Below are 22,640 nucleotides of genomic sequence, written 5' to 3'. Positions count from 1 at the left end.
CCATCATGAAATTGCAGGGACGTGTTGCCATCATCACTGGCGCTGCCGCCGGGATCGGTTTTGCCACCGCGCAGCGCTTTGCCGCGGAAGGTGCGCTCTTGGTGCTTTGCGACGTGCAGGAGGAGCGCGTGCGCGCCGCCGCCGGGACGCTCGCCGCTTCAGGCGCCACCGTGAGCGCCCACAAGGTCGACGTGACGCGCCGCGACGAGGTCGACGCCATGGTGGCGGCCACGCTGGCCAGGCACGGCCGCATCGACATCCTTGTCAATAACGCTGGCATCACCAAGGATGCACGCCTGACCAAGATGACCGAAGCCCAGTTCGACGCGGTGATCGACGTCAATCTCAAGGGCGTCTTCAACTGCGCCCAGGCCGTGGCCGACATCATGGCAGAGCAGGGCAAGGGTGTGATTCTCAATGCCTCCAGCGTGGTTGGCCTGTACGGCAACTTCGGCCAGACCAACTATGCGGCGAGCAAGTTCGGTGTGATCGGCTTCACCAAGACGTGGGCGCGCGAGCTGGGCCCCAAGGGCGTGCGCGTCAACGCGGTGTGCCCGGGTTTCGTCGCCACCGAGATCCTGCAGACCGTGCCGGAGAAGGTGCTGGACGGTATGAAATCGTCTTGCTGGCTGCGCCGTCTGGCGGAGCCGGCCGAAATCGCCAGCATCTACACCTTCCTCGCCAGCGACGATGCCAGCTACGTCAATGGCGTGGCGATCGAGGCCAGCGGCGGCATGTCGCTGTAACAGCCCGCCCTGCGCCGGGCTTGCAGCCGGCGCGGTGCGGTATCATCTCAGGTCCGGTTGCCGTCTTGCCTGAAGGCGGCCTTGCACCATTTCTCTCACCGGGCCGTTCCCGCAGGCGTGACAAAGCGCCAGGGTGCTTGGTTTGCCAAGTGCGGTTCCCGGCATTTCTGAAAGTACCGATCCATGCAGTTGCTGTTCGAAGAAGGCGGCGAGATTCGCGCCGGCACCGTGCTGACCCAGCAGGGCGAGTCGTACCAGGTGGAGCTGCCCGCGGGCAAGCGCACCAAGGTCAAGTCGCGCGACGTATTGCTGCAGTTCGCGCAGCCGTCGGCGATCGAGCTGTTGCGCCAGACCGCCGACTTGGTCGGCGAGGTTGACCTGGAATTCCTGTGGGAATGCGCATCGGAGGACGAGTTCGGCTTTGTCGACCTGGCTGCCGAGTACTACGGCGCGGGTGCGAGCGTGGTGCAGCAAGCCGCGCTGGCGCAGACGCTGCACGGCAATCCGGTCTATTTCCGCCGCAAGGGCCGCGGGCGCTACCAGCGCGCGCCGGAAGACCAGTTGAAGGCTGCGCTTGCCGCGCTCGAGCGCAAGAAGCAGCAAGCCCTGGTGCAGGCCGAGTACGAGAACCAGCTCAAGGCCCTGACCCTGCCCGATGCGTTCCGCGGCAAGGCACTGCAACTGCTGTTCAAGCCCGACAAGAACAGCCTCGAATACAAGGCGATGGACGCCGCTTGCACCGCGCTGGGCATGTCGCCGATGCGGCTGATGGTGGCGGTGGGCGGCATTGCCAGCCCGCGCGCGCTGCATGAGGCCAAGTTCCTCTCCGAGTGCTTCCCCAAGGGCACCGGCTTTCCCGACGTGGCCGTGCCGGAACCCGCCGGCGACCTGCCGCGTGCAGATGTAGAGGCGTTCTCCATCGATGACGTCACCACCACCGAGATCGACGATGCGCTGTCGGTCACGCCGCTGGATGGCGGCAAGATCCGCGTGGGCATCCATATCGCGGCGCCCGGCCTGGGCATCCGCCGTGGCGAGCCGCTCGATGCCGTGGCGCGCCATCGCCTGTCGACGGTCTATTTCCCCGGCGACAAGATCACCATGCTGCCGGATTCGGTGGTGGAGCGCTACACGCTGCAGGAAGGGCGCGAGTGCCCGGCCCTGTCGCTGTACGTGGTCTACGACCCGGCCCTGCAGATGATCGTCAGCAGCGAAACCCGCGCCGAGCTGGTCAAGATCGCGGCCAACCTGCGCCACAACCTGCTTGAGGATGTGGTGACCGAGGCCGCGCTGGCCGCCGGCACCGGCGACTACCCGTTCCGCGACGCGCTGACCCAGCTGTTCCATTTCTCCGGCTGGCTGCACGACGAACGCCAGAAGGCGCGTCTTGCCAGCGGGTTGCGCCCCGAGTCGCACAACCGCGCCGACTACAGCTTCTACATCGACCTGCTGGAAGACGGCGGCGAACGCGTGCGCATCGAGCAGCGCCGCCGCGGCTCCCCGCTCGACAAGATCGTCGCCGAGCTGATGATCCTGGCCAACAGCACCTGGGGCAAGCTGCTTGCCGACAACGGTGTGCCGGGCATCTACCGCACGCAGAAGGCCTGGGGCATGAACCGCACCCGCATGCAGACCTACCCGGCGCCCCACGAGGGGCTGGGCGTGGCGCAATATGCGTGGAGCACCTCGCCGCTGCGCCGCTACGTCGACCTGGTCAACCAATGGCAGATCCTGGCAGTCGCCCAGCATGGCATCACGGCCAAGCTGGTGGCGCCGTTCAAGCCCAAGGATTCGGACCTGCTGGCCGCGGTGGCGGATTTCGAAGGCACCTACGCCGCTTATGCCGACCACCAGTCGACCATGGAGCGCTACTGGTGCCTGCGCTGGCTGCAGCAGGAAAAGCGCGAGCGCCTGATGGGCTCGGTGCTCAAGGAAGGCGCGGTGCGCTTTGCCGAGATCCCGCTGGTCACGCGCGTGCCGGAGCTGATGCAGGCTTCGCGCGGCACCCAGGTGCTGCTGGAGATCGGCGCGATAGACGAGATCTCGCTGGAAGTGTCATGCCGGGTCCTGGAAGTGTTTGCCGGCGAAGGCGAGCTGCCGCAGGAAGAGATGGAGCGGGACGACGAAGCCGGCGAAGTGTCGGCGCAAGCCGCCGCTGAAGCCGCGGCCGAGGAGGCCGCCGAAGCCGCTGCCGAGGGCGCGGCCGAAGGGGCAACCGAAGCGGCAGCTGAAGGTGAGGTTGACGTTGCCACTGGGGAAACCGGCGACGACGAAGCCGCGAGTGCTGCAGCTGCCACAAGCGAAGGCGCTGCGTCGGACACACGCGACACCGGCACCGGCGGCGCGGTCTGAGTTCCTCGGAAAAAACGAGGCGCTCCCTTACAATCGCAGTCTGACCCCGGGGTCCCACGGACCCCGGCCCCAGTCTCGCCCGATCGACGCTTCCCAGCCAACGTCCCGCCCATCGTGAAAGCCGCTTTTTCTCCCCGCCAGTGGTGGAACGCCAGCAGCACGATGGCCAAGGCTCTGGTCGTCTCGTTGCTGGCGCATGCGTTGCTGCTGACCGTGCGCGTGGTGGCGCCGGAGGCGTTCGAGATCAAGCGCACCGATGCCGCGCTCGATGTGGTGCTGGTCAATTCCAAATCGGCACAGCGTCCGCAGAACCCCACCGTGCTGGCCCAGGCCAACCTCGACGGCGGTGGCGAGCACGACCAGCAGCGCGCCACCACGCCGCTGCCGGCCCAGACCGTCACCAAGGACGGCGACCTGGTGCGCCAGATGCAGCGCCGCGTGGAGCAGATGGAGCAGGAGCAGCAGCGCCTGATGACGCAGTCGCGCGAAGCCGCGCCGTCCGTGCACAGCCAGCCGCTCAAGCCCGGCCAGCAGCGCCTGGAAAACCCGCTGCGCGGCCAGGACGAACGCACCTCGCTCGACGAGATGGCCAAGCTCGAAGCCGAGATTGGCCGCAACCTCGAGCAATACGCCAAGCGGCCCAAGCGCTACCAGCTCACCGCCACCAGCGCGCAGGAAGTGGAATACGCGCAGTACTACGACCGCCTGCGCCAGAAGATCGAAGCGCGCGGCACCATCGATTTCCCCCAGCGCAATGGCAAGCCGATCTACGGGCAACTGATCCTGGTGATCAACGTCAACCGGCAAGGCCGGCTTGGCTATAACCGCGATGGCTACAACATCGACGCCATCGACGTGGTCAAGAGCTCGGGCGATCCCGTGCTGGACCGCCAGGCGGTTGCCATCGTGCGGGCGGCGGCGCCGTTCGGCGGGTTCACGGCGCAGATGCAGGCGCGCCAGGATATTCTCGAAGTGATCTCTACATTCAAGTTCTCGCGCAGTGGGCTGGAAACTCGCCTGCAGTCCCGATGACGCCATCACCTGACACTATGCAATCCCAGACTCCCGCCGACCGTTACGTCGTGATCGGCAACCCCATCGCGCACAGCCGCTCGCCCGCCATCCATGCCGCGTTCGCGCAGCAGACCGGCGAGGCCATCGAGTACGAGCGCCTGCTGGCGCCGCTCGATGGGTTCGTTGCCACCGTGCGCGCCTTCTTCGACGGCGGCGGCCACGGCCTGAACGTGACGGTGCCGTTCAAGCTCGAAGCCTACGACCTCGCCGAGCGCCTGACGCCGCGCGCGGAGAGCGCGGGCGCGGTCAACACCATGTGGATCGAGGACGGCGTGATCCACGGCGACAACACCGACGGCGTCGGCCTCACGCGCGACATCGAGGTCAATCTCGATACCTTGCTCGAAGGCAAGCGCATCCTGCTGCTGGGCGCGGGCGGCGCCGCCATGGGCGCCATGCTGCCGCTGATCGCCTGCCGGCCGGATCGCATCGTGGTGGCCAACCGCACGCCCCAGCGCGCCAGCGATATCCTGGAAAACGTGGCACAGCAAGCGGACGAGTACGGCGTGGAGCTGTGGGGCGGTGGTTTTGACGCGCTGGCGGGTTTGACCGATGAAGACGCCTGCGACGTGGTCATCAACGCCACCAGCAGCAGCCTGCAGGGCGAGTTGCCGCCGGTGCCGGCGGAACTGCTGGGCAAGGACGTGCTCGCCTACGACATGATGTACGGCGCGGAGCCCACCATATTTCTGAAGTTCGCTGCCCAATGTGGCGCGCGCACCAGCGACGGGCTGGGCATGCTGGTCGAGCAGGCCGCCGAGGCCTTCTACAACTGGCGGGGCGTGCGGCCCGCCACAGCGCCCGTGCTGGCAACGCTGCGCGCGGCGCTGCAGGCCGAAGCCGCGCGCTGAAGCGCCGGCCGGCTGGCTCGAACATGGCTGAGCGCAAGCGCACCGCCCGTCCCGGGGCGGCTCAAGACGGCAGGGGCGGTGGCCTCAGCCCGCTGCGCTGGCTCGCCTACCTGCTTGGCACGCTGATCGCCGGCGTGCTGGCCATGCAGGTGTATTTCTTCCTGCAGATCGCTGCCTGGCAAACCGTGAACCCGTCATCCACGACGTTCATGCGGGCCGAGCAGTGGCGTCTGTGCGGCTTCAAGTTCTGGAGCTGCCAGGTGGACCGCCGCTGGGTCGGCTATGACGATGTCTCCCGCAACCTCAAGCGCGCGGTGATCGCCAGCGAGGACGCCGACTTCGTCAACCATCCCGGCTACGAACTCGATGCCATGCTCGATGCCTGGGAGCGCAACAAGAAGCGCGGGCATATCGTGCGTGGCGGCTCCACCATCACGCAGCAACTGGCCAAGAACCTCTTCCTTTCGTCCGAGCAGCACTACCTGCGCAAGGGCCAGGAGCTGGCCATTACCTGGATGCTCGAGTTCTGGCTCGACAAGCAGCGCATCTACGAGATCTATTTGAATTCGGTGGAGTGGGGCGAGGGCGTGTTCGGCGTGGAGGCCGCCGCCCAGCATTACTTCAGGACCAGCGCCGCCAAGCTGAGCGTGGGCCAGGCAGCGCGCCTGGCCGCGGCGCTGCCGGCGCCGAAGTGCTTCGACAAGAAGGCGTACTGCGCCAATGTGCGCGTGAACTTCAAGGTCAAGGCCAACATCATCGCGCGCCGCATGGGCGCGGCCACGCTGCCCGACTGAGTCCGGGCCAGCGCATTCAGGTGCCGATCAGGCGCCGTTCAGCTTAGCCAGCCCTTGCGCTTGAAGTACACCAGCGGGATCGCCGCCGACACGGCCATCAGCCCGATGGCCCAAGGATAACCCGCGGCCCAGTCCAGCTCCGGCATGAACTTGAAGTTCATGCCGTAGATGCTGGCGATCAGCGTGGGTGGCATCAGCGCGACCGAGACCACCGAGAACAGCTTGATGATCTTGTTCTGGTTGATGTTGATGAAACCGACCGTGGCGTCCATCAGGAAGTTGATCTTGTCGAACAGGAACGCGGTGTGGTTCTCGATGGAGTCGATGTCGCGCAGGATCTGGCGGGCTTCGTCCTGCTGCTCGGCCGACAGCAGCTGGCTGCGCATCAGGAAGGAGACCGCGCGGCGCGTGTCCATCACGTTGCGGCGGATGCGGCCGTTCAAGTCTTCTTCGCGGGCGATGGTTTCCAGCACGTCGGCCGCCGCGGCATCGGTCACGTTCTCCGCCAGCACGCGCTTGCTGGCTTCCTCCAGCCGCTCGTAGACTTCCTCGATGGAGTCCGCCGAATATTCCGCGTCGGTGGCGTACAAGTCCATCAGCACGTCCTTGGCGTTGCGCACCGAGCCCGGGCGCATGCGCGCGCGCAGCCGCACCAGCCGGAACACCGGCAGGTCTTCGTCGTGAATGGAGAACAGCACGTCGCGCGTGAGCACGAACGCCACGCGCACGTTGCGCGAGATGTCTTCCTCGTCGAGCAGGAAGTCGGTGCGGATATGGATGTTCTCGTCCTCGCCCTCGAAGTAGCGGGCCGAGGCTTCCAGGTCGCCCAGGTCTTCCAGCTCCGGCAAGGCTACGCCGTAGGCTTCCTTGATCCAGGCGAGTTCCTCGTCATCGGGGCTGATGACATCGATCCAGATCGGCTTGTGCTGCAGAAGTTCATTGCGATCGTCGACCTGCTCCTGTGCGAGCCGGCCTTTCTGCAGGACGAACAGGTTGATCATCCCAGGGCTTCCTTGTTGCGTTTGGCGAAGAAACGCGCAGGCTTGGCTCGCCGGCCATGGGGCGAGCCCATGCTTCGCGCGAAAACGGCGAAGCACAGGGCCGCTGGCAAGCGTGATCGCGCTGTGCGCTTGAAGGGCGCGCAAGGCGATGGCGTTTGCCGTTCATGGCTGGCAAGCCGGGGGAGGGATTAGTCCGGAACGAAGCGGCGCGCGGCGGCGGCCGTCAGGGACACGGAAGAACACTCACCCGCAGTATGTGCTGCGGGCGAGTCCGACGAGGCGGTGGAGCGGGATAAAGCCGGCTCCGGCGGTCGTCGTTACGCAGCCCGCAGTGACATGGCATTCGGTGCGATCGCAAACTGGCTGCGGCAACACGAACACCCGATGCTACTGCCCACGTAGTTTCTCCGGGATTATGATGGCCGCGAGTGTAGCCCAACGAGGGGGGGATTGTTAAGTGAAATGTGGGTGAATGGGAGGCGCCGGCGCGCAGTGCGTTGTTATGCCGCCCGCGCGCCTTGGCGCCAGCGCCACAATAGCGGTTCGAGCAGCAGGAAGGGCAGCAGGAAGGGCGGCGTGGCCACCAGCATCCGGAAGGTCGGCACGCCGATCGGCATCTCGATCTGGCTGCATTTCATCAATTGCGTGCGCAGGCCCCGGCCGGCCTGTGTGTGCGACGCCGCTCTTTGTATCGAGGAAGAACGGCAGAACAGAGCACACAGCGGGTAAAATCGCAGGAACGACTGTTGCCGCGGGGGAGCGCCGACCCGGCTTGACAAGCCCGGCGCGCAGCCGACGCGGCCGACCCAGATTAGCGAGCATCCCATGACCTTCACCGAGCAGCTGGCTGCAGCCTGGCAGCGCAACGATTCCCTCCTCTGCGTCGGGCTAGACCCCGACCCGGGCAAGCTGCCCCTGTCCATGACGGGCACGGGCGGCGCGATCTTCTCCTTTTGCCGCGAGATCGTCGACGCCACCGCCGACCTGGTCTGCGCCTTCAAGCCGCAGATCGCCTATTTCGCGGCGCAGCGCGCCGAAGACCAGCTCGAGCAGTTGATCGCCTATATCCATGACGCCCACCCCGGGATTCCCGTGATCCTGGACGCCAAGCGCGGCGACATCGGTTCGACCGCGCAGCAATACGCCATCGAAGCCTTCGAGCGTTACCGGGCGGACGCGGTCACGGTCAATCCCTATATGGGCCTGGATTCGCTGGAGCCGTACCTGGCCTATCCGGATCGCGGTGTGATCGTGCTTTGCCGCACCTCCAACCCGGGCGGCTCCGACGTGCAGTTCCTGCCGGTGAATGGCAAGCCGGTGTACCAGGTGGTGGCCGAGGCGGCCGCCACGCGCTGGAATACCAATGGACAGATGGCGCTGGTGGTGGGGGCGACCTTCCCCGCGGAGATTGCCAAGGTGCGCGAGATCGTGGGCGACATGCCGCTGCTGATTCCTGGCATCGGCGCCCAGGGCGGCGACATCGAGGCCACCGTGCGGGCCGGGCGCACCGTCGCTGGCACCGGCATGATGATCAATTCGTCGCGCGCCATTCTTTATGCCAGCCGCGAGAAGGATTTCGCTGCCGCGGCGCGCAACGTCGCGCTGCAAACGCGCGAAACCATCAATCGCTTCCGCCAGGGCTGAACCGCCGCATTGCCGGCGGCTTGCCGGCCGCCGCGCGTGCCTGAGTCCTCAGGCCTCGTTGCGGACCAGCTCGATCAGGCCGCGAATCGCGTATTCCGCAGCCTGGCGGCGGATTTGCTGCCGGTCGCCGCGAAAGCGCTGCGTTTCCACCGTGGTGGTAATGCGGTTGCTCCAGCCGAAGCACACCATGCCCACGGGCTTATCCGGCGTGCCGCCGGTCGGCCCGGCCACGCCGGTGATCGACAACGCCACCTGGGCGCGGCTGTTGAGCAGGGCCCCTTCGGCCATGGCGCGCGCCACTTCCTCGCTGACCGCGCCATGATCGCGAATCAGCTTGGCGGGCACGCCCAGCATGGTCGACTTGGCCTCGTTCGAGTACGTGACGAAGCCCCGCTCGAACCACCCTGACGAACCCGATACATCGGTAACGGCCGCGGCCACCAGGCCGCCCGTGCAGGATTCCGCGGTGGCGAGCAACAGCGACTTCTCGTTCAGGGAGATTCCGACCTGGACGGCGAGTTGGTCGAGCAAGCGGCTGACGGACATGATGGCGGATTCAGTAGATAGGTTGGGGGGAGTGGCCAATCACAGCGAACGCCACAGGGCGAACACCAGCAGCGTGTAGAAGGCGGCCATGATGTCGTCGAACATCACGCCGAAGCCGCCGCGCAGGCCGTGCCCCTTGAGCGTACGGTCGAGATGCCCGATGGGCGCCGGCTTGACGATATCGAACAGGCGGAACCACAGGAACGCCGCGAGCTGGCCCCAGAACCCGGTCGGCATGACAAAGGCCATGACCAGCCAGAATGCCACGATCTCGTCCCAGACCATGCTGCCGTGGTCAAACACGCCCATGTCGCGTGCCGTGCGCGCGCACGCCCAGAGCCCCAGCACAAAGCCGCCGACGATCAGCCACAGCCAGGTTTCCGGCTGCACCCACATCGAGATCACCAGGTAGGACAGCCATGCGTACAGCGTGCCGACCGTGCCGGGCCCGACCGGCGATAGCCCCGAGCCGAAGCCCAGCGCGATCAGGTGAGCAGGGTGCGAGAGCATGAAACGCGCCGTGGGGCGCGTGACCTTGGCGGCCTGGCCGGCTTCCAGGGTCAGGGCGGGATCGTGCGCGGTAGGCCCGGGTGGGTAGGCGGACATCAGGGGTTGGCTCGTCTGGTTCGGATGGGATGATTCCGGACGGCGTGTCCGGGCAGGGTCTGGTGCCCCGCATGGCTGCATGATGACATGGCGGACGCCGGCTTGTCAGGGGGACGCGAAGTGGTCGAAGCTGGTGCCGTTGTAAGCGCTCGGATTGCCGTCGCGGTCAACCAGGCGCAGGCCAGCCTCGGGCGTGATGGCGCCGACGCGCGTCAGCGCTAGCCCGAGCCGCGCGCCGATGGCGGCAATGTGGTCGCGCTCCCCCACGGGTGCGGTAAAGCACAGTTCGTAGTCGTCGCCGCCGGCCAGGGTGCATTCCAGCTGGCGCGCCTCCGGCTGGCTGGCCAGCACCGTCGAGCGGGGCAGGGCGTCGACATCGAGCAGGGCACCGACCTGGGAGCGCTCCAGGATATGGCCGAGGTCGCCGACCAGGCCATCGGAAATATCGAGTGCCGCATGCGCCACACCGCGAAGTGCCATGCCCAGCGCGATGCGCGGCGTTGGCGTGTCCATGCGCGGGCGCACCTGGCTGAAGTCCGGCTCGGGCAGCAGCCATTCGCCCCGGAAGTCGCCAAGCGCCAGGCGGGCATCGCCAAGCGTGCCGGAGACCCAGATATCGTCGCCAGGGCGTGCGGCATCGCGTCGCAGCGCCTTATGCACAGGTACGTCGCCGAACACCGTCAGGCTCAGCGTCAGCGGGCCGCGCGTGGTATCGCCGCCGATCAGCTCACAGCCGTGGGCGTCTGCCAGTTCCAGCATGCCGGCGGCCAGTTCGGACAGCCATGCGGCTTGCGCATCGGGCAGCGCCAGCGCTAGTGTGAAGGCGCGGGGCTCGGCACCCATGGCCGCCAGGTCGGACAGGTTGACCGCCAGCGCCTTGTGCCCAAGTGAGCGCGGCGCCACGTCCGGAAAGAAGTGCCGTCCGCTGACCAGCATGTCGGTGCTGATGGCAAGGTGGTGGCCGGGGCGCCCTTCGATCAGTGCGCAATCGTCGCCCACGCCCAGTACCGCCTTTTGTGCGGGCCGGGTAAAGAAGCGGCGGATCAGGTCGAACTCGGAGAGCTGGGCGCTGGAGGAATCGGGCATGGAGGGGGTCGGGGCGGCGGAGATTCTGCGAAGGGCCAGGGAAACCTCGCCGGGACGCGGCCGCTGCGGGTTTCGCCCTGCTGTTCAGCGCTGGCGGCATGCGGCATATTGTACCGAAACGCAAAGGTGCCTCGCGCAAAACGCTTATTGTGAAATAATATTTCACAATATAAAATGCCAGGTTCCAAAGGAAGAGACTGCGGGTACGTGGAGCCGACCCGCCATTTCGTGTCCCATACGTGATTAACGGCTCCACCGACCGGAAGATGCGCCGATGACCAGTCCCCAGCAGCCCACGCCCCAAGACGACCTGAAGCAGCAGCAGCGTGAGGCGCTGCGCAAAGCTGCCCTGGAATATCACGAGTTTCCGACCCCGGGCAAGATCTCCGTTACGCCGACCAAGCCGCTGTCCAACCAGCGTGACCTGGCCCTGGCGTACTCGCCGGGCGTGGCCTACGCGTGCGAGGAAATCGTCGCCGATCCGCTCAATGCATTCCGCTACACCGCGCGCGGCAACCTGGTCGGCGTGATCACCAACGGCACCGCGGTGCTGGGCCTGGGCGATATCGGCCCGGCGGCTTCCAAGCCGGTGATGGAAGGCAAGGCGGGCCTGTTCAAGAAGTTCGCCGGCATCGATGTGTTCGACATCGAGCTCGACGAGAAGGACCCCGAGAAGTTGGTGCAGATCATCGCCGCGCTCGAGCCCACCTTCGGCGGCATCAACCTGGAAGACATCAAGGCGCCCGAGTGCTTCTACGTCGAGCGCAAGCTGCGCGAGCGCATGAAGATTCCCGTCTTCCACGATGACCAGCATGGCACCGCCATCGTGGTCGGCGCGGCCGTGGTCAATGGCCTGACCGTGGTCGGCAAAGATATCAGCAAGGTCAAGCTGGTGGCCTCCGGCGCGGGTGCCGCGGCGCTGGCCTGCCTGGACCTGCTGCTCGACCTCGGCATGAAGCTCGAGAACATCTGGGTGACCGACCTGGCTGGCGTGGTCTATGAAGGCCGCGCCGAGCTGATGGATCCGGAAAAAGCCCGCTTCGCGCAAAAGACCGACAAGCGCAAGCTGGCTGAAGTGATCGATGGCGCCGATATTTTCCTGGGTCTGTCCGCCGCCGGCGTGCTCAAGCAGGACATGGTCCAGCGCATGGCCGACAAGCCGCTGGTGCTGGCCCTGGCCAACCCCAACCCGGAAATCCTGCCGGAGCTGGTCAAGGAAGTGCGTCCGGACGCGGTGATCGCCACCGGCCGTACCGACTACCCGAACCAGGTCAACAACGTCCTGTGCTTCCCCTTCATCTTCCGCGGCGCGCTGGACTGCGGCGCGACCACCATCACGCGTGAGATGGAAGTCGCCGCGGCGCATGCCATCGCAGAGCTCGCGCGCCAGGAGCAGAGCGACATCGTCGCCACCGCCTATGGCATCCAGGACCTGTCCTTTGGCCCTGAGTACCTGATTCCGAAGCCGTTCGATCCGCGCCTGATCGTCAAGATCGCGCCGGCGGTGGCCGAGGCCGCCATGAAGTCCGGCGTGGCCGCGCGCCCCATCAAGGACATGGACGCCTACCGCCTGCAACTGCAGCAGTTCGTGTACCACTCCGGCACCCTGATGAAGCCGATCTACGCGGCTGCCCGCCAGGTCGACATGGAGAAGAAGCGCATCGTCTTCGCCGAGGGCGAGGAAGAGCGTGTGCTGCGCGCGGTGCAGGTGATCGTCGACGAAAAGCTGGCCAACCCGATCCTGGTCGGCCGCCCTGCCGTCATCGCCCACCGCATCGAGCGCTTCGGCCTGCGCCTGCGCGGCGGCATCGACTTTACCGTGGTCAACCCGGAGCACGACGCACGTTTCCGCGACTACTCCGAGGCGTACTTCAAGATGATGGCTCGCCAGGGCGTCACGCAACAGTACGCCAAGCTGGAAATGCGCCGCCGCACCACCTTGATCGGCGCCATGCTGGTCAAGCAGGGCGAGGCCGACGGCATGGTCTGCGGCACGGTCAGCACCACCGCCGCGCACCTGCGCTACATCGACCAGGTGCTGGGTGGCACCAACGAGGTGTACGCCGCGATGAACGGGCTGGTCCTGCCGGGCCGCCAGATCTTCCTGGTCGACACCCACGTCAACATCGACCCGACTGCTGGCCAGCTGGCCGAGATCACCCTGATGGCCGCCGAAGAGCTCAAGCGCTTCGGCATCATCCCCAAGGTGGCGCTGATGTCGCATTCGAACTTCGGCACATCCGAAGCGCCGTCGGCGCAGAAGATGCGCGAAACCCTGGCGATCCTGCGCGAGCGCGCCCCGGATCTCGAGGTGGATGGCGAGATGCATGGCGATTGCGCGCTGGACCCGAAGCTGCGCGATACATTGGTGCCGGACGGCACCCTCAAGGGCGAGGCCAACCTGCTGGTGTGCCCGAACATCGACGCCGCCAACATCGCCTACAACCTGCTCAAGGTCGCGGCGGGCAACAATGTGGCGATCGGGCCGATCCTGCTCGGCGTCAAGGCGCCTGTCCACATCCTGACGCCTTCGGCTACGGTGCGGCGTATCGTCAATATGACGTCGCTGGTGGTGGTGGACGCGGCAGCCAAGCGCTAAACCGCTGTTAGTCTTGAAAAGCCGGGCTTGCCCGGCTTTTTTATTGTCTTTTTACTGCCGCCGGCACCCCGTCAGTGTGCACACACATTTGCTTAACATATTGAAACAATTGAGGTTTTCCACTCTGCCCGGGGGCGGGGATTGATTATTTATTAGCATGGGCGTAACCTTATGCCTTTGAAGTACGCACTCGTTACACGCGCGACGAAGCTGTCGATTTACGCGCAGGCAGTCCGGGGCGCAGGCAAAATGGGCAGTTTAGGTGGCGCGGCAACCGCGCAGCGGCGCCGGGATCGTTTGGTTGGTGTCCTCAAATCAAGACAAGCAACGTGGGTTCCCAGATTCCTTTGACGCAGCGCGCATCACAATGGATTTCAGTCGCCGGTCTGGCGCGAGTGGCAAGCCGGGTGCTGGCAGGCGTGGCGTTGTCGTGTGCGCTGGCGCAGCCGGTGCTGGCACGCCAGGCGGCCGATGACGGCACGGGAACCATCGCAGTACAACAGTTGCCCAACGAGGCACAGTCCACGTTGGAGCGGATCGAAGCGGGTGGCCCGTTTCCCTACGCCAAGGATGGCTCGAGGTTCGGCAACTACGAGCGCGCCTTGCCGCAAAGGTCGCGCAATTACTACCGCGAATACACGGTGAAGACAAACAGCCGAAATCGAGGAGCACGACGGATCGTATGTGGCGGTGATCAACGCGCCACCAACGACTGTTACTACACGGACGACCACTACAACAGTTTCAAACGGATAGCCAAATGATGACTGACATTTTCGGACTGGGCGACGCCCTTGCCGCCCGCGAAGAGCGCGGCGCCGGAGATGGCTGGCAGCGGGCCCAGACCCAGGCCCAGAATCTTTACGACAACGTGTTGACGATGCCCCGCAACGAGCTCTCGCAACAAACGCCGCTCGCACCCGTTCCCGCACCCGGCACTGACGGCAGCCAAGAGGGAGCCATGACCCTGTTCAAGACGGTGCGTCCAAACATCGTCCAGTCGATCCGCGCGTTCCGCGTGCCCGAACTCGCGCAGGCCGCGGTGGAGCTGGGCCAGCATTTCCTGTATGCGAACTGCGCACACTGCCAGAGCAAGGCGGAAGTGCTGGAAACCATCGCCACCAACTTCCTCTTTCCCAAGCATTTCGGCAAGAATTTCGATGCGCTGGCCGATTGCCTGACCGACCTGATTTACAAGGCGGGCCCGCAGCCCGGCTTCGTGATCGTGCTCGAAGGCCTGCCGATTGCCCAGAAGTTCGACAAGGAAGGGCGCGAGGTCTTGCTCGATGTGTTCCGCGACGCGGCCGAGTTCTGGGCCGAGCGCAAGGTGCAGTTCCGCGTGTTCTACTCTTTCGCGTGAGCGCCAGCCGCCTGTAGCGAAGACAGCAAGCAAAAAAGGCCCGCTAGCAGCGGGCCTTTTGCTTTGCCGGCAGGGCGCGGGGTTACGCCGCCGGCGGTACCTGGCCTTGCGGCGTCAGCTTGTCGATCAGCTCCGGCAGTCCTTCGCTGAGATGGGCCGCGACATCGTCCTGGGACAGGCCCGTCTTTTCGGCCAGGCTCTCCAGCGCGCCGGTACCACCCAGTGCGCTGGCCAGCGCCGACGGCGAGACCGCCTGGTTGGCGCCGGTGCCGATCCACGAATTGACCTGTTCGCCCAGGCCGGCCTGGGCCAGGACCTGCTGCAAGGCACCTATGCCGCCGGCCGCCGCGCCCAGCTCGGGCGCGCCACCGGCCTGGCCGCCCAGCAGGCCGCCGAGCAATCCGCCCAGATCGAGGCCGCCTGGTGCGCCACCGGCCGCGCCGCCACCCATCAGCCCGCCGAGCAGTCCGCCAAGGCCGCCGAGGCCCCCCGCACCTGCCGAGGCCGGATCCTGCGCGGCGCCGCCGCTGCTGTCCCCGCCCTTATGGCGCATGGCCAGCATGGCCAGCAGCCCCAGCGCCATCATCATCTTCGGGTTCAGGCCGCCAGCTCCCGCTTCGCCGCTGCCGCGCTGCCCGAGCACTCCGCCCAGCACGCTATCGAGTAGTCCCATGATCGACTCCTTCCGGTGAGTGTGGCGCCGGGCCGGGATGGCCCGGGTGCCGTCAAAATCCGCCCAGTACCGCGTTGAGCGTGGCCAGGCAAGCAAGCCCGGCTGTTTCTGTGCGCAAGATGCGCGGCCCGAGTGACACGCTGGTGAAACCGGCGCGCAGCGCCGCCGCTTCCTCGTCCGGCGCCAGCCCGCCTTCGGGCCCGATCAGCAGTGTCACGCCGTGGTCCAGCAATGCATTGCGCTGCTCGGTGGCAAACGCTACCAGCGACTGCGAGGCCCGCGGCGATACCAGCAGCCGTGCCCCTCCTTGGACCGCTGCAGGCTTCGCCTGCAGGCCCAGCCAGGATTCCACATTAGCGACCGGTGCGACCTCCGGCAAGCGATTGCGCCCACATTGCTCGCATGCGGCCTCGACCAGCGCCTGCCAGTGCGCCTGGCGTTTCTGCGCCCGCTCCCCCGAGAGCCGGACCACTGAGCGGGCCGCCTGCAGCGGCTGGATGGCGGCAACGCCAAGCTCGACGGATTTCTCGATCAGCCAGTCCATCTTGTCGCCGCCCGCCAGCCCCTGCGCCAGGGTGACGCGGAACGGCGGCTCGGCCTCGAACGGATCGTGGCTGCCGATCCGCGCCAGCGCATGGCGCTTGCCGATTTCGACCAGGGTAGCCGCATGGCTGCCGCCGCGCCCGTCGAACAGGGTGATGTCGTCGCCCGGGTTGAGCCGCAGCACCTGGACATGGCGTACCACGGCTTCGGGCAGCGGCATGTCGGTCTCGGCAGCCAGCGCGGCATCGATGAAAAAGCGAGGTGGCATCAGGCGGATCCGTCCTCGTTCTTGCCGGCGGCTTTGTCCACCGGCTTGCCGAAGCCCCAGCGGTAGCCATCGGGGTCCTCGACCATGCAGTAGCGGTCGCCCCAGAACTGGTCGGCGGGCGCCATCAGGCTGACCGCGCCGGCGGCGACGGCACGCGCGTGCATGGCGTCGACATCGTCGCAGTAGACGTAGAACGTCTGCGGGCATTCGACGCCGAGCGAGCGGGGCGAGCGCGCGGTGCTGCCCCAGGCGCCTTCGGGCGCGAACATCACGATGAGCTCGCCCTGGTAGTGCATCTCGGCGTGGGTCGGTACACCGTTCTCGTCGACCACGTTCCCCGCGCTGAAACCGAAGGCGCGGTGGTAGAAGTCGAGCGCGCTGCGCCCGTTGCCGACCGTCAGGTAGGGGGTGAGCCAGGGGGTGTTGGCCGGTCTTGTCATGATCGTCTCCTGGTTACGGGAAGCCGCGCGGGGCTTGCCTGGGCGGCAAGACTCGCGGTGCGAGTGAGCATCTTACGCGGGAGCGCAGGCGCTGTCGAAAAGCGCCTGCAGGTGCAGAGGCAGGGCGAACAAGGCTGGATGGAGCGCGGCGTGGTAGCAGCGCAGCTTGCGATCGAGCTTCCACGCGCGCAGCCGCTCGTCGAGTTGCGCGGCATCGGCGCCGCGCACATCGAGGGTGTCGCTGACCAGCGCGACGGCCCATTGCGCGCCGTAGACGGGGATAAAGGTGGTGATGGGATGGACTTGCGCAAAGCACTGCCGCAAGCGCGCGGCGAGCACGCGGACCGAACCGGGCCGGTGTTCCGGCGGGCCAAGGTGCAGGGACAGCGCGCCGCCGGGCGCCAGGCAGCGCCGCGCGGTCTGCAGGCCGTGGGCGGAGAACAGCGCCGCCGCCGGGCTGCCGTCGTCGGCCTCGGTTAAATCAAACACGATCAGGTCGAACTGCCGCCCCGCGCGGCCAAAGGCTTCCATCAGGCCCAGTGCGTCACCGATGGCGAGGTGCACGCGTGGATCGTCGAAGGCGCCCTGGTGGATGCCGTCCAGCCAGGCCCGCGCCAGTGTCACGACATCGGGGTCGAGTTCGGCCACCACCACCTCGCGCATGAAGGGCAGGCGCAGCAATTCATGCGCCGAGCCGCCGTCGCCGCCACCCACCACCAGCGCGGAGCGCGCCGCGCCATGGGCCACCGCCATGGGGTGCACCATCAGTTCATGCTGGATGAAGGCGTCCCCTTCCGCGCTCATGATGCGGCCATCGAGGCGGAAGATCCGGCCAAAGCGGGGATGCTCGCCAATCTCGATTTGCTGGTACGGCGAGCGCATCGCCGCGAGCAGCCGAATCTGGCCCAAGGTGGTGCCAACGCCAGGGGAAAGCCATTCGGTCCATTGCAGATGGCCGCCAGGCGGGGCCGCCGGGTGGCCTAACTCCCCCCTTTGATCTGGTAAAATTGCGCTTTTCCCGCCGCCAGGTTCCCGCCGCATGTCTCACCTCGCTCATCCCGCCGCCAGTCCGCACGCTTCGCAGCCCGTCCAACTCATGGCCAACGCCATCCGCGTCCTGGCCATGGACGCCGTCCAGCAGGCCAATTCAGGCCACCCCGGCATGCCGATGGGCATGGCGGATATCGCGGTTGCGCTGTGGGGCCGTCATCTGAAGCATAACCCGAGCAACCCCAAGTGGGCTGACCGTGACCGCTTCGTGCTGTCCAACGGCCACGGCTCGATGCTGCTTTACGCGCTGCTGCACCTGACCGGCTATGACCTGCCCTTGGGCGAGCTGAAGAACTTCCGCCAGATGCACAGCAAGACGGCAGGCCACCCGGAATATGGCATCACCCCGGGCGTGGAAACCACCACCGGCCCGCTGGGCCAGGGCCTGACCAACGCGGTCGGCATGGCGCTGGCTGAACGCCTGCTGGGCGAGGAATTCAACCGCCCGGGCTTCGACATCGTCAACCACCACACCTATGTGTTCCTGGGCGACGGCTGCCTGATGGAAGGCATCAGCCACGAGGCCTGCTCGCTGGCCGGCACGCTCAAGCTGAACAAGCTGGTCGCGCTCTGGGACGACAACGGCATCTCGATCGACGGTGACGTGGTGCACTGGTTCGCCGACGACACCCCGAAGCGTTTTGAAGCCTACGGCTGGAACGTGATCCGCGCGGTGGACGGCCATGACGCCGCCGCCGTCGATGCCGCCATCGCCGAAGCCAAGCACAGCGACCGTCCGACCCTGATCTGCTGCCGTACCCTGATCGGCAAGGGCGCGCCCAACAAGGAGGGTGGCCACGATGTGCACGGCGCGCCGCTTGGTGGCGCTGAAATCCTGGCCACGCGCGAAGCGCTGGGCTGGGCCCACGCCCCGTTCGAGCTGCCGGCCGAAGTCTACACGGCATGGGATGCCAAGGCCCGCGGCGGTTCGCTGGAAAAGGCCTGGAACGCGCTGTTCGAGGCTTATGCAGAGCGCTTCCCGTATGAAGCCGGTGAATTCCAGCGCCGCATGCGCGGCGAGCTGCCCGGCGCGTTCGATGCCGCCGTGGACGCGTTCCTGGCCAAGTGCGAGGAAAAGGCAGAAACCATCGCCACCCGCAAGGCCAGCCAGAACACCATCGAGGCGCTCGCGCCGGTGCTGCCGGAATTCCTGGGTGGCTCGGCCGACCTGACCGGCTCCAACCTGACCAACTGGTCCGGCAGCAAGGCCGTGCGCGGCGATGCCTGGGGCAACCACATCAACTACGGCGTGCGCGAGTTCGGCATGAGCGCCATCATGAACGGCATCACGCTGCATGGTGGCTACATCCCCTACGGCGGCACCTTCCTGACCTTCTCCGACTACAGCCGCAATGCCCTGCGCATGGCGGCGCTGATGAAGATCCGCACGCTGTTCGTGTTCACCCACGACTCCATCGGCCTGGGCGAAGACGGCCCGACCCACCAGTCGATCGAACACGTTGCCAGCCTGCGCCTGATCCCCAACATGGACGTGTGGCGTACCGCGGACACCACCGAAACCGCGGTGGCCTGGGCCCAGGCCGTGCGCCGCGAGAACGGCCCGAGCTGCTTGATTTTCAGCCGCCAGAACCTGCCGTTCCAGACGCGTGACGACGCCACCCGTGCCAACATCGCGCGGGGCGGCTACGTACTGCGCGCCGGCAACAATCCCAAGACCGGCCGTCCGGATGCCGTGATCATCGCCACCGGCTCGGAAGTCGGCCTGGCCGTGGGCGCCGCCGAGCAACTGGCTGCCGACGGCGTGCACGTGCGCGTGGTCTCGGTGCCGGCAACCACGGTATTCGACAAGCAGGACGCTGCCTACAAGGCATCCGTGCTGCCGGCCGGCGTGCCGCGCGTGGCGGTCGAGGCCGGCGTGACGGATTTCTGGTGGAAGTACCAGGTCCAGGCCGTGGTGGGCATCGACACCTTCGGCGAATCGGCCCCCGCTGGCGTATTGTTCAAGCACTTCGGCTTCACGGTCGAGAACGTCGTGCGCACCGTGCGCGACACGCTCGGTCAGTAACAGGTATTCCCGGGCCCGCGCAGCGGTCGACTCGGCTGCGCGGGCCGGCAGACGCTTTCCCGCATCCATCGATCGTTAGCCTACTCAGGAGATAAACATGACCATCAAGATCGGCATCAACGGCTTCGGCCGCATCGGGCGCATGGTGTTCCGCGCAGCCGCCGCCAACTTCAAGGAAATCGAAGTCGTCGGCATCAACGACCTGCTCGAACCCGACTACCTGGCTTACATGCTTAAGTACGACTCGGTGCACGGCCGCTTTGACGGCGAAGTGTCGGTCGACGGCAACACCCTGATCGTCAATGGCAAGAAAATCCGCCTGACCGCCGTCAAGGATCCGTCCGAGCTGAAGTGGGGCGAGATCGGCGCCGACGTGGTGATCGAATCCACCGGCATCTTCCTGACCAAGGAAGGCGCGCAGAAGCACATCGACGCGGGCGCCAAGAAGGTGATCATGTCGGCACCGTCCAAGGACGACACCCCGATGTTCGTGTACGGTGTGAACCACGGCACGTACAAGGGCGAGGCGATCATCTCCAACGCCAGCTGCACCACCAACTGCCTGGCGCCGGTCGCCAAGGTGCTGAACGACAAGTGGGGCATCAAGCGCGGCCTGATGACCACCGTGCACGCCACCACCGCCACGCAAAAGACTGTCGACGGCCCGTCCAACAAGGACTGGCGCGGTGGCCGCGGCATCCTGGAAAACATCATCCCGTCGAGCACTGGCGCTGCCAAGGCTGTGGGCGTGGTGATTCCCGAGCTGAACAAGAAGCTGACCGGCATGTCGTTCCGCGTGCCGACCTCCGACGTGTCGGTGGTCGACCTGACCGTCGAGCTGGAAAAGGGTGCCACCTACGCCGAGATCTGCGCCGAAATGAAGGCACAGAGCCAGGGCGCGCTCAAGGGCGTGCTGGGCTACACCGAAGACAAGGTGGTTGCCACGGATTTCCGCGGCGATGCACGCACCTCGATCTTCGACGCTGAAGCCGGCATCGCGCTGGACTCGACCTTCGTCAAGATCGTGAGCTGGTACGACAACGAGTGGGGCTATTCCAACAAGGTGCTGGAAATGGCTCGCGTGGTCGCCAAGTAAGTTTGCCGGGATAGGTTGGTTTGCGCACGGAACAAGGCGGCATTCCCTGGGATGCCGTCTTGTCGTCTGCTTGCAACTCCAGCTATCGGAAGCCTGGGCGGGTCCTTTTGCCAGGATCTTGGCAAAAGGACGAAGGCCGGCACGGCGCAAGGGGCTGGCGCGGAATTCCTGTTCCGTTCCCCGCTTTGCTCTTACACTGTGAAAGTGCTGGAAACACCGATGTGCAGCCAATGCAAGTGACGATACGGTCATTCCCAATTCCCAATCCAACCTGGGTGAGATCATGGTGAATGTGGATACCAAGCTGCTCGTGATTTTTACCGAGCTGCTCAGCAAGCGAAACGCGACCTATGTCGCGGAGAAAATGCATATGACCGCGCCTGCGGTTTCGCATTCGCTGGGCCGCCTTCGCGAGATTTTCGACGATCCCCTCTTCATCCGCGTGCCGCACGGCCTGACGCCGACGCCGCGAGCCTTGGAACTGGGGCCGAAGATTCGCGACATGCTGGACCTGTGGTCCTCGATCAACGAGGGCGACGCCGATAATTTCGACCCCGCCACCGCCACCGGCACCCTCAACATCGGCTTTGCCGCCGAGCTGGGCGATACGGTCTTCAACCGCTTTATCCTGCGCATCAAGCAACTGGCGCCGGAGTTGCATATCAAGCTGGTCGAATCCCATTCCTGGGAGTCGGACGTGGCCGCCATGCGCGGCAACGAGCTGGACCTGGCGTTCTCGCCATTCCCGACCCGGCATCCCGAAATCGTGGAAGAGATGGTGACGTCGCTCAACCTCTGGGTTTGCGCGCGTAAAAACCATCCGGTGCTCAAGGGTACCTGCACGCTCGAGCAGTATCTCGACTGCGGCCACATCTTCATGGCGCATTCGGGCGGCAATGGCCGTCCGGCACCGTCGCTGATCCCGCTGGACTACGCGTTGCAGCAGCGCGGGCTAAAGCGCAATGCCACGCTGACGGTGCACTCCTGGCGCGCGCAGTCGGAGCTGGCCGCGCAGACCGACATGATCTTCACGGTCAATGCGCTGACCAAGGACATGGCTTGCGAGACCTACGGCCTCAAGGCCTTCCCCTTGCCGGCAGAACTCAACACCACGCTGGGCCTGAACATGTTCTGGCACCGCAGCCGCAACACCCACCCGATGCTGGTGTGGGCACGCGGGCTGTTCCGCCAGGTCGTGGGCGAATTCGTCGGCGTGCCGACGGTTGCGCGCGGCCTGCACATCGTTGCCGAGCAGGATCATTCGGAATTGTGAAGCAGGCTTGAAATAAAAAAACCGGCGCTGGCGCCGGTTTTTTTATGTTTGCGGGGCAAGCCGCGGCTGGCTTAGCGCTTGGGCCGGTGGGGGCACTCGTGCTTGGTGCAGCTGCCATAGAGCGACAATGCGTGTTCTTGCAGCGCGAAGCCGCGCTCGTTTGCGATGCTTTGCTGGCGACGCTCGATCTCGGAGTCGTAGAATTCCTCCACGCGGCCGCAATCGATGCAGACCAGGTGGTCGTGATGCTTGCCTTCATTCAGCTCGAAAATGGCTTTGCCGGATTCGAAGTTGTTGCGCGACAGCAGTCCAGCCTGCTCGAACTGGGTCAGCACGCGATAGACCGTTGCAAGGCCGATATCCATCTGTTCGTTGAGCAGGATGCGGTAAACGTCTTCCGCACTGAGATGGCGCTGCTCGCTGGTCTGGAAGATCTCGAGGATCTTCAGACGGGGTACGGTCGCTTTAAGRCCGATATTTTTGAGGTCCGCCGGACTCGGCATGGGCGTGACTCCCTAGAGTACAATGTCTGGATAATTGAATCATAAGGGTTTTGGCGGCAAAAGTCGCCCCGGCGGTTGCCCGGAGCTCGGTCACCTGCCCTAGGCTGCG

At 65.7% G+C, this 22,640-nt stretch carries 22 protein-coding genes; 12 read left to right on the top strand and 10 right to left on the bottom strand.

What is annotated here, in order from left to right; genetic code table 11:
- Window positions 1-5 precede the first annotated feature (5 nt).
- The 5 genes from fabG to mtgA all read left to right on the top strand — a co-directional run bounded on the left by fabG (window position 6) and on the right by mtgA (window position 5,817).
- Window positions 6-746, top strand: coding sequence for a 3-oxoacyl-ACP reductase FabG (gene fabG, locus AB4061_RS11660; RefSeq protein WP_441633828.1), 741 nt, complete (start codon window positions 6-8; stop codon window positions 744-746).
- A 183-nt stretch (window positions 747-929) separates the two neighbouring features.
- Complete coding sequence (locus AB4061_RS11655) at window positions 930-3,098, top strand: ribonuclease catalytic domain-containing protein (protein WP_441633826.1); 2,169 nt, start codon at window positions 930-932, stop codon at window positions 3,096-3,098.
- Window positions 3,099-3,260: 162 nt separating this feature from the next.
- Window positions 3,261-4,130 carry an energy transducer TonB gene (locus tag AB4061_RS11650; RefSeq protein WP_441633824.1) on the top strand — a complete coding sequence of 290 codons (870 nt, stop codon included), beginning with the start codon at window positions 3,261-3,263 and terminating at the stop codon, window positions 4,128-4,130.
- Between the two features lie 17 nt (window positions 4,131-4,147).
- Window positions 4,148-5,023, top strand: coding sequence for a shikimate dehydrogenase (aroE, locus tag AB4061_RS11645; protein ID WP_441633822.1), 876 nt, complete (start codon window positions 4,148-4,150; stop codon window positions 5,021-5,023).
- Between the two features lie 92 nt (window positions 5,024-5,115).
- A complete protein-coding gene (gene mtgA, locus AB4061_RS11640) occupies window positions 5,116-5,817 on the top strand; it encodes a monofunctional biosynthetic peptidoglycan transglycosylase (protein WP_441634024.1) in 702 nt (233 codons plus the stop codon).
- Window positions 5,818-5,855: 38 nt separating this feature from the next.
- Here mtgA and corA read toward each other — a convergent pair whose 3' ends face one another.
- Both corA and AB4061_RS11630 read right to left on the bottom strand, forming a co-directional pair.
- Window positions 5,856-6,818, bottom strand: coding sequence for a magnesium/cobalt transporter CorA (gene corA / locus AB4061_RS11635; RefSeq protein WP_043349592.1), 963 nt, complete (start codon window positions 6,816-6,818; stop codon window positions 5,856-5,858).
- A gap of 500 nt (window positions 6,819-7,318) precedes the next feature.
- Window positions 7,319-7,456 (bottom strand): hypothetical protein, encoded by a 138-nt coding sequence (locus AB4061_RS11630; protein ID WP_441633820.1) that lies wholly within the window; start codon window positions 7,454-7,456, stop codon window positions 7,319-7,321.
- A 187-nt stretch (window positions 7,457-7,643) separates the two neighbouring features.
- Between AB4061_RS11630 and pyrF the strand changes: the two genes are divergently transcribed.
- Window positions 7,644-8,462 carry an orotidine-5'-phosphate decarboxylase gene (gene pyrF / locus AB4061_RS11625; protein WP_441633818.1) on the top strand — a complete coding sequence of 273 codons (819 nt, stop codon included), beginning with the start codon at window positions 7,644-7,646 and terminating at the stop codon, window positions 8,460-8,462.
- A gap of 48 nt (window positions 8,463-8,510) precedes the next feature.
- Here the strand turns inward: pyrF and AB4061_RS11620 are convergent, their stop codons facing one another.
- The 3 genes from AB4061_RS11620 to thiL all read right to left on the bottom strand — a co-directional run bounded on the left by AB4061_RS11620 (window position 8,511) and on the right by thiL (window position 10,700).
- Complete coding sequence (locus AB4061_RS11620) at window positions 8,511-9,008, bottom strand: CinA family protein (RefSeq protein ID WP_441633816.1); 498 nt, start codon at window positions 9,006-9,008, stop codon at window positions 8,511-8,513.
- A gap of 39 nt (window positions 9,009-9,047) precedes the next feature.
- Entirely contained in the window at window positions 9,048-9,614 is a 567-nt protein-coding gene (locus AB4061_RS11615) for a phosphatidylglycerophosphatase A family protein (protein ID WP_441633814.1), read from the bottom strand.
- Between the two features lie 105 nt (window positions 9,615-9,719).
- Window positions 9,720-10,700 carry a thiamine-phosphate kinase gene (gene thiL / locus AB4061_RS11610; protein WP_441633812.1) on the bottom strand — a complete coding sequence of 327 codons (981 nt, stop codon included), beginning with the start codon at window positions 10,698-10,700 and terminating at the stop codon, window positions 9,720-9,722.
- 274 nt (window positions 10,701-10,974) lie between these two features.
- On the opposite strand from thiL, the gene AB4061_RS11605 reads away from it, so the two are divergent.
- The 3 genes from AB4061_RS11605 to AB4061_RS11595 all read left to right on the top strand — a co-directional run bounded on the left by AB4061_RS11605 (window position 10,975) and on the right by AB4061_RS11595 (window position 14,659).
- Entirely contained in the window at window positions 10,975-13,299 is a 2,325-nt protein-coding gene (locus tag AB4061_RS11605) for an NADP-dependent malic enzyme (RefSeq protein ID WP_441633810.1), read from the top strand.
- Window positions 13,300-13,706: 407 nt separating this feature from the next.
- A complete protein-coding gene (locus tag AB4061_RS11600; protein ID WP_318230911.1) occupies window positions 13,707-14,063 on the top strand; it encodes a ribonuclease in 357 nt (118 codons plus the stop codon).
- A complete protein-coding gene (locus AB4061_RS11595; protein WP_441633808.1) occupies window positions 14,060-14,659 on the top strand; it encodes a barstar family protein in 600 nt (199 codons plus the stop codon). Before AB4061_RS11600 ends, AB4061_RS11595 begins: the two co-directional genes overlap by 4 nt.
- 82 nt (window positions 14,660-14,741) lie before the next feature.
- Here the strand turns inward: AB4061_RS11595 and AB4061_RS11590 are convergent, their stop codons facing one another.
- The 4 genes from AB4061_RS11590 to AB4061_RS11575 form a co-directional block, all read right to left on the bottom strand.
- The gene (locus AB4061_RS11590; RefSeq protein ID WP_441633806.1) at window positions 14,742-15,332 is read right to left on the bottom strand and encodes a YidB family protein; all 591 of its coding nucleotides are present in this window, start codon (window positions 15,330-15,332) and stop codon (window positions 14,742-14,744) included.
- Between the two features lie 52 nt (window positions 15,333-15,384).
- The gene (locus AB4061_RS11585) at window positions 15,385-16,143 is read right to left on the bottom strand and encodes a 16S rRNA (uracil(1498)-N(3))-methyltransferase (protein ID WP_441633804.1); all 759 of its coding nucleotides are present in this window, start codon (window positions 16,141-16,143) and stop codon (window positions 15,385-15,387) included.
- Window positions 16,143-16,583 carry a VOC family protein gene (locus tag AB4061_RS11580; protein WP_441633802.1) on the bottom strand — a complete coding sequence of 147 codons (441 nt, stop codon included), beginning with the start codon at window positions 16,581-16,583 and terminating at the stop codon, window positions 16,143-16,145. Before AB4061_RS11580 ends, AB4061_RS11585 begins: the two co-directional genes overlap by 1 nt.
- 72 nt (window positions 16,584-16,655) lie before the next feature.
- Entirely contained in the window at window positions 16,656-17,492 is an 837-nt protein-coding gene (locus AB4061_RS11575; protein ID WP_441633800.1) for a spermidine synthase, read from the bottom strand.
- Between the two features lie 130 nt (window positions 17,493-17,622).
- Here AB4061_RS11575 and tkt point away from each other — a divergent pair, with 130 nt between their 5' ends.
- The 3 genes from tkt (at window position 17,623) to AB4061_RS11560 (ending at window position 22,028) form a co-directional block, all read left to right on the top strand.
- A complete protein-coding gene (gene tkt / locus AB4061_RS11570) occupies window positions 17,623-19,659 on the top strand; it encodes a transketolase (protein ID WP_441633798.1) in 2,037 nt (678 codons plus the stop codon).
- A 97-nt stretch (window positions 19,660-19,756) separates the two neighbouring features.
- Entirely contained in the window at window positions 19,757-20,755 is a 999-nt protein-coding gene (gene gap, locus AB4061_RS11565; RefSeq protein WP_043349563.1) for a type I glyceraldehyde-3-phosphate dehydrogenase, read from the top strand.
- A 283-nt stretch (window positions 20,756-21,038) separates the two neighbouring features.
- Window positions 21,039-22,028 carry a LysR family transcriptional regulator gene (locus tag AB4061_RS11560; RefSeq protein WP_441633796.1) on the top strand — a complete coding sequence of 330 codons (990 nt, stop codon included), beginning with the start codon at window positions 21,039-21,041 and terminating at the stop codon, window positions 22,026-22,028.
- A gap of 71 nt (window positions 22,029-22,099) precedes the next feature.
- On the opposite strand, the gene fur is transcribed toward AB4061_RS11560, so the two are convergent.
- Window positions 22,100-22,531 carry a ferric iron uptake transcriptional regulator gene (gene fur, locus AB4061_RS11555; protein WP_441633794.1) on the bottom strand — a complete coding sequence of 144 codons (432 nt, stop codon included), beginning with the start codon at window positions 22,529-22,531 and terminating at the stop codon, window positions 22,100-22,102.
- Window positions 22,532-22,640 lie beyond the last annotated feature (109 nt).

The sequence above is a fragment of the Cupriavidus sp. YAF13 genome, assembly GCF_052113425.1.
GTDB lineage: Bacteria > Pseudomonadota > Gammaproteobacteria > Burkholderiales > Burkholderiaceae > Cupriavidus.
Note: the sequence above shows the minus strand (reverse complement) of the source record. Positions and strands in the feature narration are given on the sequence as shown.

What these genes read in the sequence shown, in the direction of transcription:
- fabG (WP_441633828.1), top strand. Translation starts at nt 6, where the DNA reads ATGAAATTGCAGGGACGTGTTGCCATCATCACTGGCGCTGCCGCCGGG.
- AB4061_RS11655 (WP_441633826.1), top strand. Translation starts at nt 930, where the DNA reads ATGCAGTTGCTGTTCGAAGAAGGCGGCGAGATTCGCGCCGGCACCGTG.
- AB4061_RS11650 (WP_441633824.1), top strand. Translation starts at nt 3,261, where the DNA reads ATGGCCAAGGCTCTGGTCGTCTCGTTGCTGGCGCATGCGTTGCTGCTG.
- aroE (WP_441633822.1), top strand. Translation starts at nt 4,148, where the DNA reads ATGCAATCCCAGACTCCCGCCGACCGTTACGTCGTGATCGGCAACCCC.
- corA (WP_043349592.1), bottom strand. Translation starts at nt 6,818, where the DNA reads ATGATCAACCTGTTCGTCCTGCAGAAAGGCCGGCTCGCACAGGAGCAG.
- AB4061_RS11630 (WP_441633820.1), bottom strand. Translation starts at nt 7,456, where the DNA reads ATGAAATGCAGCCAGATCGAGATGCCGATCGGCGTGCCGACCTTCCGG.
- pyrF (WP_441633818.1), top strand. Translation starts at nt 7,644, where the DNA reads ATGACCTTCACCGAGCAGCTGGCTGCAGCCTGGCAGCGCAACGATTCC.
- AB4061_RS11620 (WP_441633816.1), bottom strand. Translation starts at nt 9,008, where the DNA reads ATGTCCGTCAGCCGCTTGCTCGACCAACTCGCCGTCCAGGTCGGAATC.
- AB4061_RS11615 (WP_441633814.1), bottom strand. Translation starts at nt 9,614, where the DNA reads ATGTCCGCCTACCCACCCGGGCCTACCGCGCACGATCCCGCCCTGACC.
- thiL (WP_441633812.1), bottom strand. Translation starts at nt 10,700, where the DNA reads ATGCCCGATTCCTCCAGCGCCCAGCTCTCCGAGTTCGACCTGATCCGC.
- AB4061_RS11605 (WP_441633810.1), top strand. Translation starts at nt 10,975, where the DNA reads ATGACCAGTCCCCAGCAGCCCACGCCCCAAGACGACCTGAAGCAGCAG.
- AB4061_RS11595 (WP_441633808.1), top strand. Translation starts at nt 14,060, where the DNA reads ATGATGACTGACATTTTCGGACTGGGCGACGCCCTTGCCGCCCGCGAA.
- AB4061_RS11590 (WP_441633806.1), bottom strand. Translation starts at nt 15,332, where the DNA reads ATGGGACTACTCGATAGCGTGCTGGGCGGAGTGCTCGGGCAGCGCGGC.
- AB4061_RS11585 (WP_441633804.1), bottom strand. Translation starts at nt 16,143, where the DNA reads ATGCCACCTCGCTTTTTCATCGATGCCGCGCTGGCTGCCGAGACCGAC.
- AB4061_RS11580 (WP_441633802.1), bottom strand. Translation starts at nt 16,583, where the DNA reads ATGACAAGACCGGCCAACACCCCCTGGCTCACCCCCTACCTGACGGTC.
- tkt (WP_441633798.1), top strand. Translation starts at nt 17,623, where the DNA reads ATGTCTCACCTCGCTCATCCCGCCGCCAGTCCGCACGCTTCGCAGCCC.
- gap (WP_043349563.1), top strand. Translation starts at nt 19,757, where the DNA reads ATGACCATCAAGATCGGCATCAACGGCTTCGGCCGCATCGGGCGCATG.
- AB4061_RS11560 (WP_441633796.1), top strand. Translation starts at nt 21,039, where the DNA reads ATGGTGAATGTGGATACCAAGCTGCTCGTGATTTTTACCGAGCTGCTC.